At 34.0% G+C, this 19825-nt stretch carries 13 protein-coding genes and 1 pseudogene; 3 read left to right on the top strand and 11 right to left on the bottom strand.

The window, feature by feature from the left end; translation table 11 throughout:
- Positions 1-19: 19 nt before the first annotated feature.
- Together IPO86_05405 and IPO86_05400 are read right to left on the bottom strand one after the other, a co-directional pair.
- Positions 20-865, bottom strand: coding sequence for a T9SS type A sorting domain-containing protein (locus IPO86_05405; GenBank protein ID MBK9727537.1), 846 nt, complete (start codon positions 863-865; stop codon positions 20-22).
- Between the two features lie 25 nt (positions 866-890).
- A complete protein-coding gene (locus tag IPO86_05400; protein ID MBK9727536.1) occupies positions 891-2522 on the bottom strand; it encodes a T9SS type A sorting domain-containing protein in 1632 nt (543 codons plus the stop codon).
- 431 nt (positions 2523-2953) lie between these two features.
- Here IPO86_05400 and IPO86_05395 point away from each other — a divergent pair, with 431 nt between their 5' ends.
- On the top strand, positions 2954-5536 hold the full coding sequence (locus IPO86_05395) for a DNA gyrase/topoisomerase IV subunit A (GenBank protein ID MBK9727535.1): 2583 nt from the start codon (positions 2954-2956) through the stop codon (positions 5534-5536).
- 111 nt (positions 5537-5647) lie between these two features.
- Here IPO86_05395 and IPO86_05390 read toward each other — a convergent pair whose 3' ends face one another.
- The 3 genes and pseudogenes from IPO86_05390 to IPO86_05380 form a co-directional block, all read right to left on the bottom strand.
- Positions 5648-6850, bottom strand: a complete 1203-nt coding sequence (locus IPO86_05390; protein ID MBK9727534.1) for an insulinase family protein — start codon at positions 6848-6850, stop codon at positions 5648-5650.
- 80 nt (positions 6851-6930) lie between these two features.
- Positions 6931-8329 (bottom strand): annotated as a pseudogene (fumC, locus tag IPO86_05385) (class II fumarate hydratase).
- 278 nt (positions 8330-8607) lie between these two features.
- On the bottom strand, positions 8608-10992 hold the full coding sequence (locus IPO86_05380) for a choice-of-anchor B family protein (protein MBK9727533.1): 2385 nt from the start codon (positions 10990-10992) through the stop codon (positions 8608-8610).
- 122 nt (positions 10993-11114) lie between these two features.
- On the opposite strand from IPO86_05380, the gene IPO86_05375 reads away from it, so the two are divergent.
- Positions 11115-13517: a gliding motility-associated C-terminal domain-containing protein gene (locus IPO86_05375; GenBank protein ID MBK9727532.1), complete on the top strand. Its 2403-nt coding sequence runs from the start codon at positions 11115-11117 to the stop codon at positions 13515-13517.
- A gap of 179 nt (positions 13518-13696) precedes the next feature.
- On the opposite strand, the gene metG is transcribed toward IPO86_05375, so the two are convergent.
- Positions 13697-15853, bottom strand: coding sequence for a methionine--tRNA ligase (gene metG, locus IPO86_05370; GenBank protein MBK9727531.1), 2157 nt, complete (start codon positions 15851-15853; stop codon positions 13697-13699).
- Positions 15854-16171: 318 nt separating this feature from the next.
- Here metG and IPO86_05365 point away from each other — a divergent pair, with 318 nt between their 5' ends.
- Positions 16172-16549: a VOC family protein gene (locus tag IPO86_05365; GenBank protein ID MBK9727530.1), complete on the top strand. Its 378-nt coding sequence runs from the start codon at positions 16172-16174 to the stop codon at positions 16547-16549.
- Positions 16550-16737: 188 nt separating this feature from the next.
- On the opposite strand, the gene IPO86_05360 is transcribed toward IPO86_05365, so the two are convergent.
- The 5 genes from IPO86_05360 to IPO86_05340 all read right to left on the bottom strand — a co-directional run bounded on the left by IPO86_05360 (position 16738) and on the right by IPO86_05340 (position 19758).
- Positions 16738-16896 (bottom strand): hypothetical protein, encoded by a 159-nt coding sequence (locus IPO86_05360; protein MBK9727529.1) that lies wholly within the window; start codon positions 16894-16896, stop codon positions 16738-16740.
- 24 nt (positions 16897-16920) lie between these two features.
- Positions 16921-17238, bottom strand: a complete 318-nt coding sequence (locus IPO86_05355) for a hypothetical protein (GenBank protein ID MBK9727528.1) — start codon at positions 17236-17238, stop codon at positions 16921-16923.
- Positions 17239-17820: 582 nt separating this feature from the next.
- The gene (locus IPO86_05350) at positions 17821-18225 is read right to left on the bottom strand and encodes a hypothetical protein (protein MBK9727527.1); all 405 of its coding nucleotides are present in this window, start codon (positions 18223-18225) and stop codon (positions 17821-17823) included.
- Between the two features lie 263 nt (positions 18226-18488).
- Positions 18489-18698: a hypothetical protein gene (locus IPO86_05345; protein MBK9727526.1), complete on the bottom strand. Its 210-nt coding sequence runs from the start codon at positions 18696-18698 to the stop codon at positions 18489-18491.
- 211 nt (positions 18699-18909) lie between these two features.
- The gene (locus tag IPO86_05340) at positions 18910-19758 is read right to left on the bottom strand and encodes a class I SAM-dependent methyltransferase (protein ID MBK9727525.1); all 849 of its coding nucleotides are present in this window, start codon (positions 19756-19758) and stop codon (positions 18910-18912) included.
- Between the last annotated feature and the right edge of the window lie 67 nt (positions 19759-19825).

Here is a 19825-nt window from a genome sequence, read left to right as displayed (position 1 = left end):
TTCAGAAATCCAGTTATCTTTATTTTTTAATTAGCTTATTTGAAGCAATTCCCGCCTCAGTTATTACATAAATCAAATAATACCCTGGAGACACATCAGATAAATCAATTTTACAACTTTCAGAATTAAGAATACATTCACCATAAATATTATAAACTTTTGCAAATCTAAAAATTATTGGATCATTAAAAGCAATAGTAATATTATTTTCAGTTGGATTGGGAAAAATGGTAAAATCAATTTTCCCTTTTTCATATTCAGAAGTTCCTGTTATTTCGCTTATGGAAAAACTATCAACTTGATTCCAAGCATTGATTCCGACTTCATTTTTAATAGTAATAAAATTCGAATTTTCCTGGGCAATGAACTCAATATTAATCTCTTTCCATGTCATTGCAATGGGAGAAATAGAATCTATCACCTTCCCAAAATCAGAATTAGTAACAGACTCACCAACTAACAAATATCCCAAAGAGTCTGAGAAAGTCGTATTCCCAAGAATATAAAATGAAAGCTTATATTTATTACCCTGAATTAAGGCAGAAGTCAATTCTAACGCAATAGCATCAGATGTTTTATTAGTTAGATAATCGCTTCCTAATCCAATACACCAATTACCACTATATGGACTAACATAACACCCTTTCTTTTGAATATCAACTTCTCCTTGATATTTTAAATAAATATATGTCTTGCCAAAAGCATATACATTTGGCATTTTTTTATTGAAATCTGTATCAGTTTGATTCAACTCACACTTACTCAAATTGTGAAGTTCAAAATCGCCATTGATAATTGATTGAGAAATGGTTCTGAATTGAACAAGAGCGCAAAATAGGAATATAAGGTTCTTTTCTAATTTCATAGTGGAATGCAAAATTTTGATGTTTTTAAGGATTTAATTTAACTAACTTTCCAATATATACAGATTGATTTTTTGTATTTAAAATTTCTACAAAATATAATGAATTGTTTTTTTGGTTCAATGATATTTTACTGAAGCTACTATTTACTTCTTTATTAATAACTAAGTTGCCACTTTCATCAAAAATATATACTTGATAATTTTCATTTTCAAGTCCTTGAATTGAAATATAATCTGAAGCGGGATTCGGATAGATGGCTATTGAAGTACTTAATTTAATCTGTTTATTACTTGAAGTAATACTTTTTAAATCCCATACTGAGGTAATAAATCTTTCAGTTTTTGGAAACTGGGAGACACTTAAATTCAATTGTCTGAATAATCCGGCGAGAAGTATATTTCCATCTTCCATTTCGGCCAAGTAGCCTTCAATAGCCAAATTATAATAATCTCTCATGTTAAGCTCTGAAACGAGAGACAAATTTCCTTTGCCATCACTCTTGAAAAATATTAAATTTAGACTATCGAGCTTTCTTGCATTTCTGTTTAAAATTAAAACCCCAGGTTCGTTCTTAAGTTTTAATATTCCAATGCATGTGCCGAAATTTGAATTCGTTCGTTTAGGATAAATAATTTCCTCTGATAATTCACCCTTCGAATTAACTACCAAAATGTGTTCCCTTGGATAGGAATTATCAGTAAAGTATTCAGTTCCAAGTATTCCAATGTAATTATTTTTTAAAGTTAAGATTTGAAACTCTCTTAATTTCGAGATAGTATTCGAGATTTCAGTATTTTTTAATAATTTTAATTGGCTATCTAGAAAGTAGAGACTAAGTTCCATGGAATCGCCTGTAATATACGGCTTGGTTTTATAGGTATGAATCATCCGAACAATTGTGTCGAAATTTTCGTTTAATAAAAATGGAATTTCCTCATACTGATTATTGTTTTTATACTTACCAATAATATCATAGGAACCATCTATATCAATTTTCTTACCTAAAGTGTCTAATCTTGTTTTAGCAATTCCGAATTGCGGTATGTTGCGGTTGATATAATTAGTGTAGCAATCATAGCCATGTTTAATATTCTGGTTAAGGTATGAATATGTATTGAAACTAGCCTTAAAGGTAGGATAATCTGTGTCATTTATAGGAGAATGGTACTTGTACACTTCCATCCCAGAATAAATATCGTATTTTCTGATACTTAACTTTCCACTATCCCAATTTGGGAAAAAAATATCAACAGTATCGAACGAGTACCTAAAATCTAACAATTCTAATTGATTCTTTGAATTAATAAAAAAATGATTGGTATACTCTCGCTTTGTTGAATTTCGTAAATCAAATCCATTATTCCAAATAACCTTGCCAGTTCGCAATTCAATTTTCTCTATGAAGCATCCTGAAAGATCTTCAAAGTGATTATTGTAGACTATATATAAAAAACTATCTTGTATTAATAATTTACGTTCGGCTAGGGTTAAGTAATAATCCATTCCGGTGCGTCCTTTGTAGCCAATTGCCGAATTGTCAATTGCTACATGGGACCAAATGGGTTTAGGATTAATAAAAATATCCGCTAATGAATCTATTTGAGAATTAGCACAATTTATTAGAAATGAATTTAGTATAATTAATAATTTTCTCATATATCTAAATTAAATCTTTGGGCAAGAATCAACTTGCCCAAAGATAGTAAATTATAAGATAAATAATGTATGTCGTCAAAGCAATTTGAACTTATCAATAAGTAGTGTTAAAAATTTCATACCAGCAATAGAGATAGGGTTTATACTATTAAAAATGGATACCAGAGAATATTAAAACTAACTCTAACAATGAAACGAAGGGAATGGTTAGCCGGACTATGAAAGAAAACTAACCAGATCAAATCGCCTTTCATTTTAGATTCCTAATGACAATTCTGAGTTTAATAATTTAATGTTTTTATTATTCCTACTTTCATCCTCTCACAACTATGTTTTATTTTAACAGTCTCCATACGAGCATCTTAATTTATATTATATATAGATTTTATTTAATATGTCTGGATTTCGTATCTTTGCATTAAATTTTAAAAATGACAACGGATTCCAACGGACACCAAATGGACCATATCGTTACGCTGGATGGGATGTATCAGGATTATTTTCTGGATTATGCATCCTATGTTATTCTTGAACGGGCAGTACCTGCCATTGAGGATGGACTAAAACCAGTACAGCGACGGATCCTCCATAGTATGTATGAAAAAGAAGATGGACGATATCATAAAGTAGCAAATCTTATTGGGCATACGATGCAATTTCATCCACATGGAGATGCTGCCATTGGGGAAGCTCTGGTGAATTTAGGCCAAAAGGATTTACTCATAGATACCCAGGGAAACTGGGGAGATTACCGCACCGGAGATTCTGCTGCCGCACCAAGATATATTGAAGCCCGGCTCACGAAATTTGCTCTCGAAGTCGCTTTTAATCCAGATACCACGGATTGGCAACTTTCATATGACGGCAGAAATCAAGAACCCATTGCCTTACCTATGAAGTTTCCACTTTTATTGGCTCAGGGCGTTGAAGGTATAGCCGTCGGACTAGCCACTAAAATCCTTCCCCATAATTTTATCGAACTGATTAAAGCTTCTATTCAAATTCTAAAAGGAAAAAAAATCGAACTCTACCCAGATTTTGAAACCGGGGGTTCTATTAATGTAGCCGAATATAATCAAGGATTGCGCGGTGGCAAAGTGAAGGTGCGTGCAAAAGTGGAAATCGAAGACAAAAAAACCTTAGTCGTCCGAGAACTTCCATATGGAGTTACTACTGGAAATTTAATAGAAAGCATCGTAAAAGCTTCCGAAAAAGGAAAGATTAAAATCAAACAGGTTTCCGATAATACCGCCAAAGATGTAGAAATCCGAATTGAAATACAACCCGGAGTATCTCCAGAAGTCACCATCGATGCATTATACGCTTTCACAAATTGTGAAGTGAGTATTTCTCCGAATGCCTGTGTAATCGTTGATGATAAACCTTTGTTTTTACAAGTAAATGAAATTTTAAAAATATCCACATTCCATACAAAGGACTTATTACAAAAAGAATTAGAAATAAGACGCAATGAGTTATTAGAAAAATGGCATTTAACTTCATTGGAAAAAATATTTATCGAACAAAGGATCTATCGTGACATTGAAGAATGTACCAGTTTCGAACAAGTATTAGAGGTTATTGAAATCGGTTTAAAAAAATATGTGCACACGCCATCGATGAATCTTAAATCGGCTACAGGGAAAATAAAACTAACCCGTGAAATAACCAAAGAAGATATTTTGCATTTAACAGAAATTCGAATAAAGCGGATTTCAAAATATAATAAGTTTCACACCGACGAACAATTAAAAGCACTTGAACTTGAATTAAAACAAGTTGCACATGATTTGGAAAATCTGACAGATTATGCAATTGCCTATTTCGAAAGAATTTTAGAAAAATATGGTAAAGGGAAGGAGCGTAAAACGCGATTACTGGAATTTGAATCCATCCAGGCTGTTCAGGTAGTTGCTAACAATAGTAAGTTATTTGTTAATCGAGAAGATGGTTTTATTGGTTCTGGATTAAAAAAAGATGAGTTTATCAAAGAATGCAGTGATATCGATGATATCATCGTATTTCGCGCAGATGGAAAGATGATTGTAAGTCGGATCTCAGAAAAAACTTTTGTAGGTAAAGATATCTTGCATGTGGATGTCTGGAAAAAAGCGGACGAACGCACCACCTATAATATGATTTATCTGGATGGCGAAAGTGGTCGCGCGATGGCTAAACGATTTAATGTAACAGGAATCACACGGGATAAAGAATATGATTTAACAAAAGGTCATCCAAAAAGTAAATGTCTCTATTTTACTGCAAATGCAGAAGGAGAAGCAGAAGTTGTAAGTGTTTATTTAACACCCGGTTGCAAAGCCAAATTAAAAACTTTTGATTTTGATTTTACAGAACTTGAAATCAAAGGACGCAGTAGTCAGGGAAATATCATCACCAAATATCCTGTACGTAAAATTAGCTTAAAGGAAAAAGGGAAATCTACCTTAGGGGCACAACAAATTTGGTATGATGAAAATACTGGCCGATTAAATACAGAAGAACGCGGAAAGTTTCTAGGTGGCATGAATCGGGGTGATAAAATCATTGCACTTTATAAAAATGGCAACTATGAAATCACAGAATATGATTTAAATAATCGCTATAGTTATGAAGATCTTATCCATATTGCAAAATTTTTTCCAGAAATGATTATTTCTGTAGTCTATTATGAAGGTGAAAAAGCGTGGTCTATGGCGAAGCGTTTTGTGATTGAAACCTCAACGCTTAATTCTAAATTTTTATTTATTACCGAACATAAAGATTCAAAAGTCTACTTTGCAACCACCCATCCAAAACCCGAAGTTTTATTTACTTATAAACGAGGAAAAGAAAAAATCGATGAGATTTTAACGATTCACGAATTTGTAGATGTCAAAGGTTGGAAAGCAATTGGAAATCGCATAGAAGATCTACCCTTGATTCGGGTAGTTGATCAAAGTAAAGATCTTAAAACACCAACAAAAGCAAATGGCACTTCCTATAAAGCAGGGGATACTTTGGAATTTGATTTATAAGATAAAATTGCAGGGTTTAAGCTAAATTCATCTATTTCTAATTGAAAATATTCAATTTATAAAATTTGATCTAGCAAAAAATTCATAAATATAAATTTGCTGCTTGCGGTGTTATTTATTTTGCCGGTAATACAAACTACAAAACTGATCTTCCATAAAATATTTATTTGCAGCTTCGTGGATTTGATCTTTTGTCAAACTTAAATAATTATCTAACTCTGTATATACCAGATTTGGATTTCCTAGCCATTCTGCATAAGATAGGTTAAGCGCTTGATTCATAACTCCTAATTGAGAAAACAAATAAGCACTTTCATTTTTATTCATGTATTTTTCAAAGGTATGATCCGGAATCTTATTGTTTTTTAATTCCTGAATAATGGTCCAGAATTCTTGCTCCGCTTCTTCAATGATACGCCCCTGACTCAGTTTGGCTTCCACAATTATCAAACCAGGATCTGTAGTTGCGGTTATATAACAATCTATAGTTGAACACAGGAGGCTCTCCTTTTTCAATCGTTTATACAACATCGATGATTTTCCTTCGGAAAGCATATCCGTCATAAAATCTACAGCATAAAAATCAGGATCCATACGGCCACAATAAGGAAATGCAAAATAAAAACCTTCTTCCGGTAATTCTTTTGAAATGGTGAGACTTCTTTTAGTATTTAATTCACTTTCTTTTGGATAAAAACGGATGCCACTTAATCCTGCTTTTATTTTTCCAAAATGTTTTTCAATAAGTGCTTTTGTTTCTTCCCAATCGATATTTCCATTCACTACTAATACTGCATTCGTTGGATTATAATAGGTATTGTAAAAATGTTCCGCATCTGAAATGTCTAGTTCTTTTAATTGATTTTGATTGAATCCGATGACCGGCCAACGATATGGATGTGTCTTGTATGCAAGGGCCATCAAATGATGCGTAAATTCACCATATGGATTGTTGAGATAAATTTCGCTAAACTCTTCAATCACAACCCGCTGCTGGGTTTTAAAATCTTTCCTGGTGACATGAAAACCACTGATTCGATTTGATTCCAGTGCTAACAATAATTCAAGTTGGGAAGCAGGAGCAATCGAATAATACTGGGTTGTATCTGTTGTAGTAAAAGCATTGCATTCACCACCTGCATTTTGCAAGACTTCATCAAAATCAATTCCGGGTCCGCAATTAGAAAACATGAGATGTTCAAATAAATGCGCAATGCCTGTTTTATCTGCTTGCTCATCCCGGGAGCCTACTTTATATAAAACACAAACTGCAACCATAGCAGTTGATTTATCTTGCTGTAATAAAACAGTCAAACCATTATCCAAATAATATTTCTGGAATGGAGGAATGATAGAAGACTTTGATTCGTTCAGGATAATTTGTTTTCTGGATTTTAAAGATTACCAACCATTTGCTCGGGTATCACCCACGCATCAAATTGTTCGGCTGTAAGATAACCCAATTCCAGGGCAACTTGTTTCAGTGTTTTTCCTTGTTTGTGCGCGGTTTGCGCAATTTCAGCTGCTTTATAATACCCAATTTTAGTATTCAAAGCAGTCACCAACATTAAAGAGTTATCAAGATTTCGCCGAATATTTTCAGGAATGGCTTCAATCCCAGCCGCACATTTATCATTGAAAGAGATACAAACTTCGCCTATTAGTTTTGCAGAATGTAAAAAATTATAAATCATCATAGGCTTAAAGACATTTAACTCAAAATGTCCAGTGGCTCCCCCCTATATTGATTGCAACATCATTCCCCAATACCTGTGCAGCTACCATCGTCATCGCTTCGCACTGAGTAGGATTCACTTTACCAGGCATTATGGAAGATCCTGGCTCATTATCTGGTATAAATAATTCACCGATACCACAGCGGGGACCAGAAGCTAATAAGCGGATGTCATTCGCAATTTTCATGAGGCTACAGGCTACTGATTTTAGGGCTCCATGAGCAGCAACAATGGCATCATGCGCAGCTAATGCTTCAAATTTATTCTCTGCAGTAATAAATGGCAATCCTGTAAGATTTGCAATATGCCCTGCTACATTTTCTGAATATCCTGGAGGTGTATTAATTCCTGTGCCGACCGCAGTTCCTCCAAGTGCCAATTCTGATAAATGAGCCAGGGTGTGTTCTATCGCTTTTATTCCATGGCTCAATTGAGATACATACCCAGAAAATTCTTGTCCGAGCGTCAATGGTGTAGCATCCATGAGATGGGTACGACCTATTTTGACGATTTGCTGAAAGGATTTTGACTTAGCATCCAAGGTATCCCGCAATTGCTTTATTCCTGGTAAAGTAAGGTCGACCAACATTTTATAGGCTGCTATGTGCATTGCCGTTGGAAAGGTGTCGTTTGACGACTGTGATTTATTGACATCATCGTTTGGATGAATTACCTTTTTCTCGTCTAATAAGGACCCCCCTTGATTTACATGGGCCCGATATGCAATGACCTCGTTTACGTTCATATTGGATTGTGTACCAGAACCCGTCTGCCATACAACCAATGGGAACTGATCATCCAGTTTACCTTCAAGGATTTCATCACAAACAGCACAGATTAACTGGCAATTCGCCAACGGGAGCACACCTGCTTCCAAATTGGTAAGGGCTGCAGCTTTTTTTAAATATGCAAATGCCCTGATAATTTCAATCGGCATTTTATCAGTCTCCCTTGCAATTTTAAAATTGTCAATGGATCGCTGGGTCTGCGCTCCCCAATAAACAAGGGCAGGCACATCAACGATGCCCATGGTATCTTTTTCCTTCCGGTATTGCATATGCTTAATTTCTTTCCGCAAAGGTAATAGAAGATATGTTTTGGAATTGGGTAAAAGGGATTCTGAAGAGTCTATTTTATGGATCCTATAGTAAAGATTCAAAGGATTGCAAAATGAAATGTGTATATAACATAACCTTCATTGTATCACTTGCAATGTATTAATGATTGCATCGTCTAAAACACGAAAAATATATTCACCGTTTCAAATTGAATTTCGAATTGAAGCCGCTGATAAGCTTCACCATGCATTCAAATGAATATGTAAACAGGGATCCTTTACATTTTAACAAATTGATAAATCAAAGGGTCTCCATCAATTCTAATCAAATAAATTCCACCATTATAATGGCTGATATCAATTTGCATATTTCCTGCTGAGTTTATTTCTAGCTTTTGAATACACTGACCCGTAAGTGAATAAACTGAAACTGTTTTATTTATATATTCTTCATTATATTTCAGATGTAATTTAGATGAAACAGGATTCGGATAAATCTGGAATGCACTTTTCGATTTTGAAGTAACCGTTCCTACAATTTCCTTTCCAGTCAACCGAAATACATCTATAGCACCCATTAATCGAATTGCCATATCCGCAGTTGCTGAATCATTATACAATTTGAAAATAAAATTAACCGAATCCCTCTTTAGATTATTTAATTCCAGGTGAATATTCGATTCTGGATTAAACAATCCACTTAAATTTTCGGAAACTGATTCAAGCAATATACTGGTATCTTGTGTTTGTAAAATAATTTCTTTAGTAGCTATAAATCCACCATAGGCCCATGCATGATACCTAAGATCTATACTTTCAAAACCAGACAAATCCATTCGTGGTGATATCAAACTAACGGTTCCATGGATTCGATAATTGATATCACTTTCATTATAGTTATCTGTATAATAACAAGAGCTACCAAAATCGGAATCAATATCTTTAGATGGAAAATTGCTGAATGGAAAAGGAAACTCTGTGAAATCTCCAATCTTCCATTTAACCATTGGATCCTGGCTCTGTGTTGTCCAACCCAGATCCAGAATAAAATCATCTTCATAAGCTTTCGATAATGCAATTTCAATAATTTGATTTTGATTCAATTTAAAATCTAATAATGCTTTTTGTTGGTAAGCCCATTTTCCGACCACTAAACTCCATTGATTCTCATAAACATCTTGAATCTGGGCGAAGCCATTTTGATCTGTTGAAATGGAGTATTTAAAATCAGTATTATATAATGCGATCTTAGCATCTTGAATAATTTCATTACTCAATTGATCTTTTACTAAAATTTGGATTGAATGTTTCGGTAATTCTATAAGTTCAATTTTTAAACTGAGTGGAATCCCTTTATCTAATTTAATTTGCAGAGTTTGCGTGTAATATCCTTTTTTAGTGATCTCAATATTTACGGAATCCTCTTCCGGGAATCCCGTTTTTACAATACCTTTTAAGTTAGAAAATGCTTCTACAGAACGATTCTTTTGTTCAATTTTCAATACCGCATTGGAGATGGGTGAACCATCCGCTTTATCAACAATAAGCGCTTCCACATAAGCTGGTTTATTTCCATCATACCGCAGCACAAAGAGACCATTTTCAATATCCGAAGCGATACAAATTCCGGAATCGAAAAAAGGATAAACACTCCAACATCCATGGAATCCTGATTCAAAATTTTCTTGTGTATCATAATATGCGACTTCAATTAAATTATAAGGATCCTTCGTATCTAAAATGCGAACCCCTTCTGTATAATACGAAACATATAGTTTATCATTATAATGAAATACATTATGGGGTATGATAAAAGGTGATTTTCCATCCTTAACTTTATACTCATCTGTTTTTTTAATATTCAAAGGGTCTGAAATATCCCAGGCTTCTATAACGGCTGCTTCTACTTCATCTGCAGTGTATAAAATCGGACGATTTTTTTCAATCCATACAGAATGTGTAAATGTTTTTGAGGTGATCTGATCAGAAATCCGAACTGGTTTAGTGCGATCCTTAAGATCCCAAATACTAAATACCCCATTAAATAATTCTGCACCATATAAAGTGTCATGATAAGCATGCACTTCATGCATATATTGGTCTTCATTTGAATTTATAATTACGGGATTAAAAGGATCTTGATTTGGATCCAGAATAATAAAACCGCCCCCAATCGTCCGGGCACCAGATAGATATATATAATTTTTTTCATCTACATACAAGGTGTGCGCTGAATGAACAAAAAAAGTATCCCCATTAAGATTCTTAAAGGTTTTAACAAATTGATATGGTATGGAATCCATTGGGTTTCTTAAATCTATAATAAGTAAGCCATCTCCACCTTCTGTTACAACATAGGCATACTCTTTTGCTGTCTTTAATTCCCTCCAGGCTGAGGGTGTACATTGTATAAATTTCAATTCAAGAGGACTGCTTGGAACTTCTAAAGAATAAATTCTAACTCCTTGCTCAGTACCTAGAATTGCATACTCAATACCTGAAGAATCGGTATAACCCCAGATACTGCTGGCATGCTCTGGAATTTTAACCTGGGATACCAAATCCATATGATTTGATATTTGAGAATATAATACATTATTAATGAGTAGAATTATATATATAATTTTTAAATTATATAATAAATATTTGGATACTTTTGCCATATAACTTTAGATGAAAAGGTAAAGTTCGTCAAGATATCTTCATGCTTCAGGATTTCATAAAATTTTAACAGTTGGGCTGGTCAATATTCTCTAAATTTGTTGCTTCGTAAATTCATAAGCACATGCGCTACATTCAAGTACTCTTTTTGGTTTGTTTGTTTTTAACAGGAATTCAAGCACAACCTCTTCAATTTATAGACAAAGCCGATTCAACAACTTTTAACGCTGTTGACCTTGTAGGCAATAATAAAGGGGGTTGGTTTACTTTAAGTCAAACAAAAGATTCCAATTTTCAGATTACAGTATTTGATCATTGTGGAAAAGTAGATGCTTGCACAAAATTAAATATCCAGGCTTCTTTGAAATTAAGTACACCACAGCTCGCATATATAGGTCAAGACAAATATCTGATTGCAGGTACCATTGAGAATTCTACGAGTTCTGGAATCATTCTTTTTTATTATGAAAATGGAGTCATTTCACAAGCTAAAGTGATCGGTGCTGCAAATAATACCAGAAATTATAATCCGGTACTTTCAGTTTATAAAGATGATAAAATACTATTAGGATTTAATTATGTTTCAGGGTCTTTTGGAAGCAGCAGGGTGGTGTTATTAGACAAACAGCTTAATGTGAGATGGTCAAAACATATTCAACAAGAAAGCCATATCCGTTGGGTAAAAATGATTAATGATACAGAATTTGTTGTAGGTGATATATTTAACATTATGAAATATGATACCACCGGTAAGAATATTTGGTCAAAATATTTTGTGGACTATTTCATGATGTATAACAGTGTTTTAGTAAAAGACAGCAATATCATTTTTGCTATGGATTATGTAAATCCTATTTTTGATACGAGCACCATTCTTAAACCACGTTATAAAAAAGTAATTTGTTTAAATTTTGCAGGTAAGCTTATCTGGCAATCTGATAGAATCCGGAGTTTAAGAAATGTAAATTTAAATCAGGAATTTAATTCCAGGTTATTATTTAACAGTCAAAAGAACGTTATATTAAACACTGTTGATACGGTAGATGGAGATCCAAAGACTGCAATATTTGCGCACACCTTAAATGATAGTGGCAGAATCGTAAATTCTAAATATTGGTCAAGTCAACACTTAATATCGGATTATAAATCTGCTTTATTAGATGATGGTAATTTTGCTGTGGTAGCAAACCATGTTGACTCATCAAAAAATCCATTAGCATTCCTGAATATTAAAACCAGTATGCAATATGAAGCTTGTGAAACGAAATCCTTTATAAATAAACAAATTCACAACATTATAATGGATAGCTTAATTCTGGTCAATTTACCAGATTCTGCGCTGACAATTCAAACGCCTCAATTCAGTATTATTGAAGACAGCATGAAACTTTTCAGAGTTTGTGAAGTCTTTGATTTGAAAGATGGTGAAGTCCCAACACCTTTATGCAAGGGAGATTCCATATTTTTAGCAGGGGTAATCATACCAAATGCAACCTACGTTTGGAGCAATGGCTCAATGCAAAGCGGCACTTATGTTAAAGAAGCGGGTAATTATTCATTGCAAATAAGCTATTGCGGAAAGACTGTAACCATTACTTATAAAGTTTTTTACATCAGCTATGCCAATGAAGTTATCGCCATTGAAGAATGTGAATACCCGAGAAAACTCGATGCCAACAGAGGGCCAGGCGCCAGTTATAAATGGGCCACTGGAGATAGCACTGATTTTTTAAATATAACGGGTCCGGGCACTTATACCGTTACCGTTACAAAATGCCAAAGCCCTTTTACCTTGACCTTTAATGTCTCTTTAAAGCAATTTAAAGATGAAGTTATTAATTATACCATTTGCAATTATCCGTTTACATTATATGGATATCAAGGACCTGGTATAACAGCTGTCCGGTATTTATGGGATGATGGTTCTACAAATGGTGCAAGAGCCATCACAGGACCAGGAACATACGTAGTTACGAACACTTATTGTCAGTCGACATTTAAAACTACTTTCAATGTTAGTTTAGATATTCGCAGTAATCAAACAGTTGAAATCAAAGATTCATGCAGTAATTTTCCAATTCTCATTACCGCTTTAATTGATAATGGTGATTCATATAAATGGAATACCGGAGAAACAACAAGTGTAATTGCTGTTCCAAAGCCCGGAACCTATACGGTTGAAATTAAATATTGCATGAATACGTATACCAATACATTCATTGTTAAAGATTTAAGTGATTTTTTAGTTTTTCCAAATGTATTTCCACCAAATTCTGACATTAAAGAAAATCAAATTTTCAAACCCTTTGTTAAAGATTCTGCAAGTACTTTAACAGATTATAATCTTGAAATATATAACCGCTGGGGTCAAAAAGTATTTACCAGTAATCAAGTCAATTTAGGATGGGATGGTGAATTTAAAGGTGCACCTGCCCCAATTGATACTTACACTTATTTTGCTACGGTAAAAGCAACAGATTGTGGTGCAGTGAAAGTCTATAGAGGCGGCGTTACATTGGTTCGGTAATCGAAGAATTTTAAAACTGGAATAATACACATTCTAGCTTACTATTTTCGCTTCGCTCGTTGAATTCTGGCAACTATTATAGCTGTACAAGCACGCGTCATAGAACAAGCTGAAGTCATTAGAAAATACTATGCTGCGATTTAAAACGGAAGGCTAAGACCCGCTAAAAAATATTTAATTTATTTAACGATGCTCCCTTTTTGCCACTCCTCCAAAGTACTAACAAACGTTAGTTTGCCTTCTGCGTTTTCTGCCATGAGGATCATTCCATTAGATTCTATTCCTTTTAAAGATCGGGGTGCAAGATTCGCTAAGATTAAGACATTTTTACCAATGATTTCTTCCGGACTGTAATGTTGAGCAATACCACTAACTACCGTTCGAGTTTCGAAACCTAAGTCTAAACTAAGTTTTAAAAGTTTATCTGCCTTTGCTACTTTTTCAGCAGCGATAATTTTAGCTGTGCGCAAATCTATTTTAGCAAAATCATCATAGCTAATCGTTTCTTTCAAGGGATGATAAACGGTATTGCTGTTCTCTTCAATTTCAATATGCGTCATTTTATTTTCAGGCTTATGGAGTTTGTCAATTTGTTTTTGAATTAAGTCATCTTCAATCCGGGAATACAAATAAGTAGCTTCCTTTAATTGGTGACCTGCTTGAATTAAAAATTCACCCTCAGCAATTTTATCTAACATTTCATTCAATTCCCCTTTTTCCTCTAGTGGAGGAAGATCCAGCATGATTCTTAATTTGTCAGAAGTAAATGGCAAAAACGGTTTCATTGCAACACTCAATGCAACCACATAATGCACACATAAATTCATAACGACTTCAACCGTTTCCGGACTGGACTTTTGCATTTTCCAGGGTTCATTATTTTGTAATAATTGATTTCCAGAACTCGATATTTGCATTAATGATTTAAGGGCAGACCTAAAATCAAATTCCCGGAGATGTTGATTTAATTCATCCAGGATATCAAAAAGATAAATCATTTCTGCATCATGGAATCCACCTAATTCATCGCCTGCAACTCCTTCAATACTTTCATCTGGATCAAAATCTGGTACTTTTCCTTTATAAAATTTATGAACTAAGGATAAAACGCGATGTACAAAATTAGATAGATTATTTACCAGTTCATTATTATGCGCATCCTGAAATGTTTTCCAGGTAAACTCACTATCTTTTTGTTCCGGCATATTTTTAATCAAATAATACCGGAGGGAATCTTCTAATCCTGGCAATTCATCCAAATATTCATGTACCCAAACTGCCCAGTTTCTGGAAGTTGAAATTTTATTTCCTTCCAAATTCATAAACTGATTTGCAGGTACATTACTTGGAAGATTATAAGAACCGTGAGCTTTTAAAATTGCTGGAAAAATGATACAATGAAATACAATATTATCTTTTCCTATAAAATGGATGAGTTCAGATTCCGGATCTTTCCAATATAATTCCCAGTCTTTGTGATGGTCGATTGCCCATTGTTTTGTTGCCGAAATATATCCAATGGGAGCATCCAACCAGACATACAATTTTTTGCCTTCACTTCCAGGAATTTCAGGAGGAACATCCACACCCCAATCTAAATCCCGTGTCATGGCTCTTGCTTGCAATCCGCCTTCTATCCAGGATTTACATTGACCCAATACATGATTTTTCCAAGCCGCTGGATCATGATGTTCTTGACCATTTAATAAACCTTCTTCCAGCCAAGGTTTAAGCCAGGACTCATATAGATTTAAAGGAAGATACCAATGTTTAGTTTTCTTAAGAATTGGTGTCTCACCACTGAGTACTGATTTTGGATTTATAAGTTCTGTAGGACTTAACGAACTACCACATTGCTCACATTGATCACCATAAGCATTTTCATTTCCACATTTAGGACAGGTCCCAACGATATATCGATCTGCAAGAAATTGTTCGTTTTTGGTATCATAATATTGTTCTGATTCTATTTCCTGGAATTCTCCCTGATTATATAAATCGCGAAAAAAGTCTTGCGAAGTTTTATGATGTAGGGGATCCGAAGTGCGGTGGTAATAATCAAATGAAATACCAATGCCTTTAAACGTTTTTTGAAATAACGAATGATAGGTATCTATAATCTCTTGTGACGACTTGTTTTCTTTTATCGCCCTCATAGTTATTGCAGCACCATGTTCGTCAGAACCACAAATTAATAAAATATCCTTTCCCATTAATCGCTGAAACCTAACATAGACGTCAGCTGGTAAATAGGCACCACACAGATGACCAACATGCAAGGGTCCATTAGCATACGGAAGCGCCGCAGTGACCAGATGTCTTTTATAATGGATCATTCAGAAAATTAAATTCCTGCAAATATAAGCCAGATGGTTCATATGAAGGTTTTTTATATATAAAATTGCTATTTAAGACCATTTCAGGGTGTTTGTTTATAAATAATATGGGTGTTCATAGGAATCACCAGCCTGGTTTAAAATTCACTACGCCTGAAAAATAATTTCCAATATTTCAGTTATTTTTGTAATTCTAGCATGCTTTTGGGTGAGCGAAATAAATTACCAGAGCCTACTCATGGAGCACAGCTTATTAGGCATATGGTTTTACAATCAGGACATTTAGACTATTTTAATTATAAATTCTTTTAAAAAAAAATCATGAAGGCAGCAATCGGTTCTTTTAGTTGGGCTGATCTTACCGTTGAAAATGCATCGGAGATCAAAGATTTTTATGCCTCTGTAATAGGCTATACAATAACAGAAATGGACATGGGTGGCTATTCTGATTATTGTATGAATTCTCCTGATGACAACCAAACTAAATCTGGTATTTGTCATGCAAGAGGCGGCAATAAAGATATACCGCCTATGTGGTTAGTATATTTTTACGTAGCCGATTTAGACGCAAGCTTAGAAATCCTTAAACAAAAAGGTGGGGAAATCCTATCCGGACCAAAATCTTATGGTGGAGGTGCCCGGTATGCAATCATTAAAGATCCTGCAGGTGCATGTTGTGCATTATTTCAAGAGTGAGATTAGAAAATTTTTTAGATAATTCAGTTTGAGATATCAGATTTTTTTTAAAAATGCTGATTTAAAATTTTGGAATATGCTCAAGTTAAATGTTTAATTTTACATTAGGTTTTAAATTGCTAACCATTTTGTAGCAATATCAGAAAAGCTATTCTTCCCATTGAAGAAGTTGGTTTGGTAATATTGGATCATCCAAGACTTACACAATCCGTACTTGCCATATTTCTTTTTCTATAGTTTGAATTAAAGCCAGGTTCCATCAACTGTTCGAGTTTCAAATTTGCCTTTGTGGCATAATAAAACTTCTCTGAATTCTGGTTTTCAGTCCATACTTTCAATTTGTCCATTCGTCCTTAATTATGGAATTAATTTTAAACAAATAGTTTTTTAGCTTCCTTCCAACTTATCAAATCCTCATTCTGTATCCGATGGGATTGAATTTTAGAAGAAAATGTCTTCGATTGTTTCATTGCTTCTAAATGTGTACCATTCCGATAAAACTCGTTAAGCTCAGTTTCATTTGCCCATAATGTCATGGTGTACCACACTTTCAAATTCCAATTGCCGGCTATTTTATATTTTATACACTTTGAGTGTTTCAACTCTTTGATAATTTGCCCATTAAACTTAAAAAAGGAAATAAACTTTGAATAAGAATTTAACTCGATTTTAGTTACTGATACTATCATTCGTATTTGGCTTTGTTGTTTTACATTGACAGATTAGGGCATCGTGTGAAAATACTAAAGTTTTGGATTTCTATTTGCAAAATACAATTTAAAAAATCCGCCAACAAGATTATAATTGGTTTGTATTTTGTATTGTTTAGGTAGCATAATTTATTTTTAGGTTACAGTGGATTCCATCTTTGTCCAAAAGTTGGTTTGTCAAACCGTAAAATGTCTTCATCTCCAATAATATACTAATCGGCTAAACCGCCATATAATCCTAAACCGAATTTAAAAGCACCCTCTTGAACCATCAGTTTAAAATTGTCAAAGTAAATTCAAAATAAAAACGACAAACTTTCATCTGTTACAATCAAAATGTTTGATTGCTTTGTTTCACTAAAATAAGCTGGATAATTTTTATTTTTTTGTAATCCGAAGATTTAATTTGTGATTCATATTGTCAAAACTATAATATTCATTATCCACAATACCGGTTGCAGAACCTAGCTTGTGGCATTTCAGCAACACAACCCCGTCTATTTATCCAGCTTTAACGGAATAACAATTGCGTATTCACCTTAAGTATTTATTCGACGGTAGTTACTTTGCTCTCATTTTGTTTCCCTTGGGATCGTGTGTTACTTCTGCAAGTCCAAGTTTTTCCATCAAAGGTGGAACATACATTCCAAAGCGTCCACGAAGCCCTTTCTTTAGTCCATACCAACCACCAACAGGATTTTTCTCGGAACGCCCCCAGGCTTCAACCGTCCCTTCTTTAGCAGGCTTCTGTTCGTCTGCGCTACCAAGCTCCAACCAATCGCCGTGTTTTTTAAGCATAGTTTGAAGGTCCGTCAAGCAGCGATAGTCATAAAGCAATGTGGTTTTGCCAACAACACAAACGATTACTTCTTTTCCATCCTTTTCGTCTTTGTACATTTCGTAATCAGAAGTCAAAGGAGGTGTTTTTAGCTTCCATGGATTTTCTTTTGTTCCTTCTTGTGCCATTTTTATAAATTTTATTGGTTAATTATTTTCTGCGGTCTTTTACAAATCCACAGCATATTTTTGAAAATTTTCTTTGAAGTCAGGAAATGAACTTTTAATCATCGGTAGAATTATTCCTTAAAAATTTCTGTCCTTGAGAAATCTGTTGACTCATCTTATTTAGATTACAATTTAAAAATCCTAACACTCGCAAACAGCGTTGCAAAAATATCTTTCCAAACAAGTGTAATCGATGTCTGTTCAGCATCTTTGAGTTTGAAAATTCACGTTGGGTCTACCTTAGAAACAAGTCTGGTTGATTCACCCTGCTTCATTTCACCTTGAAGTGAAACTTGGGTTGAATTCCATTTTGTGAAATTCTTAGCTTCTGTCAACAGCCGCAAAATTTTGTCAGCTGGTGCTTTAATGTTGGTTGCAACGAAAGTTTGCATTTCAAAAGTTGTTGCTGAAGAGATCGCTTTTTTGTCTGCCATTTTTAAAATATTTAGCGGTGTCAAAGATAAATATTTGTTTCTATGTCAATGTTATTTTTGTCGTTATGGCATCCCTGCTAAGCTTTGATAGTATGGTGTTGTGAGGGTTTACAAACCCGAATTCTGATCCAATTAGCTTGGCATTTTTAACGAGCTACAAACCTTTGAAACCTGCATATACAATACCCTGTGTTTGGCAACCGGAGTATATTTACTCGTTTATTTTAATCCAGAATGAACCTCCATGTTTTTCAACATTCTTAAGGTTATCATGTTCCCAAATTGGTGAAATCATTTCTGATAATTCTTTGTCCTCCGATATGAAATAATTCGGCAAAATGGTCTCGTATTTTTTTGAGTTTGCTAGTAAATACATTGCCAATCCATATTGTTCTGAATAGAATTTGTCACACATAAATTGTGGATAGTCATAGGGAAGATAAATATCATGAATATGAACAATAACCCCTTTTTTAAGTCTGGGCAATATCTCAAGATAAAACACCATAGAATCTGAATTTGGCAATATTCTGTGTGAATTATCAACGAAGAGAATGTCATTTTCATTTAAAGCTTCCAAGATGTTAAAATCAATATTTTCAAATGGAACCCTGAAAACTTTATCTGCAAGATTATCGATCTCTGCGCGTGGCATAGGATCAATTGAAATTATCTCTGTAGTCAAATTTGAATCTTTCTTAACTTTATATGCAACTTTTGTTGAATTTCCGGATCCAATCTCGATATATTTTTTAGGCTTATACATAGTCAATAATGTATAAATGCCAATAATATCAAGTCCAGGTAAAAAGCCATTATTCCACCGTGGATTAATCGGGTTGTCTTCTTTACTTGAATCCTGAATTGTCCAAATTCGCTCTTTCAAAGAAAGTGATTTACATATCAATTCTTTGTATTTGTCTCTATTTAAATTAATAATATTTAATAATTCTTGATGTGCGGGCTTTCCATGTCCGTATCTTGGTTTAAGATCGACTTTGTATTCAAGAAATAAGTTCTGAAATCTTGGATTTAAAAATCGATAAATCTGTTTTATCATAAATCAATCAAATTTTTGATGTAGAATTTTTTCTTAATATAGCTGTTAACGAACGGTTTGTGGAATT

Source organism: Saprospiraceae bacterium, assembly GCA_016717265.1.
Taxonomy (GTDB): domain Bacteria; phylum Bacteroidota; class Bacteroidia; order Chitinophagales; family Saprospiraceae; genus Vicinibacter.
This window is presented reverse-complemented; position numbering and strand designations above follow the sequence as displayed.

Excerpts from the sequence above, each read along its gene's own strand:
- IPO86_05405 (MBK9727537.1), bottom strand. The coding sequence starts at position 865 with ATGAAATTAGAAAAGAACCTTATATTCCTATTTTGCGCTCTTGTTCAA.
- IPO86_05400 (MBK9727536.1), bottom strand. The coding sequence starts at position 2,522 with ATGAGAAAATTATTAATTATACTAAATTCATTTCTAATAAATTGTGCT.
- IPO86_05395 (MBK9727535.1), top strand. The coding sequence starts at position 2,954 with ATGACAACGGATTCCAACGGACACCAAATGGACCATATCGTTACGCTG.
- IPO86_05380 (MBK9727533.1), bottom strand. The coding sequence starts at position 10,992 with ATGGCAAAAGTATCCAAATATTTATTATATAATTTAAAAATTATATAT.
- IPO86_05375 (MBK9727532.1), top strand. The coding sequence starts at position 11,115 with ATGCGCTACATTCAAGTACTCTTTTTGGTTTGTTTGTTTTTAACAGGA.
- metG (MBK9727531.1), bottom strand. The coding sequence starts at position 15,853 with ATGATCCATTATAAAAGACATCTGGTCACTGCGGCGCTTCCGTATGCT.
- IPO86_05360 (MBK9727529.1), bottom strand. The coding sequence starts at position 16,896 with ATGGACAAATTGAAAGTATGGACTGAAAACCAGAATTCAGAGAAGTTT.
- IPO86_05355 (MBK9727528.1), bottom strand. The coding sequence starts at position 17,238 with ATGATAGTATCAGTAACTAAAATCGAGTTAAATTCTTATTCAAAGTTT.
- IPO86_05350 (MBK9727527.1), bottom strand. The coding sequence starts at position 18,225 with ATGGCACAAGAAGGAACAAAAGAAAATCCATGGAAGCTAAAAACACCT.
- IPO86_05345 (MBK9727526.1), bottom strand. The coding sequence starts at position 18,698 with ATGGCAGACAAAAAAGCGATCTCTTCAGCAACAACTTTTGAAATGCAA.
- IPO86_05340 (MBK9727525.1), bottom strand. The coding sequence starts at position 19,758 with ATGATAAAACAGATTTATCGATTTTTAAATCCAAGATTTCAGAACTTA.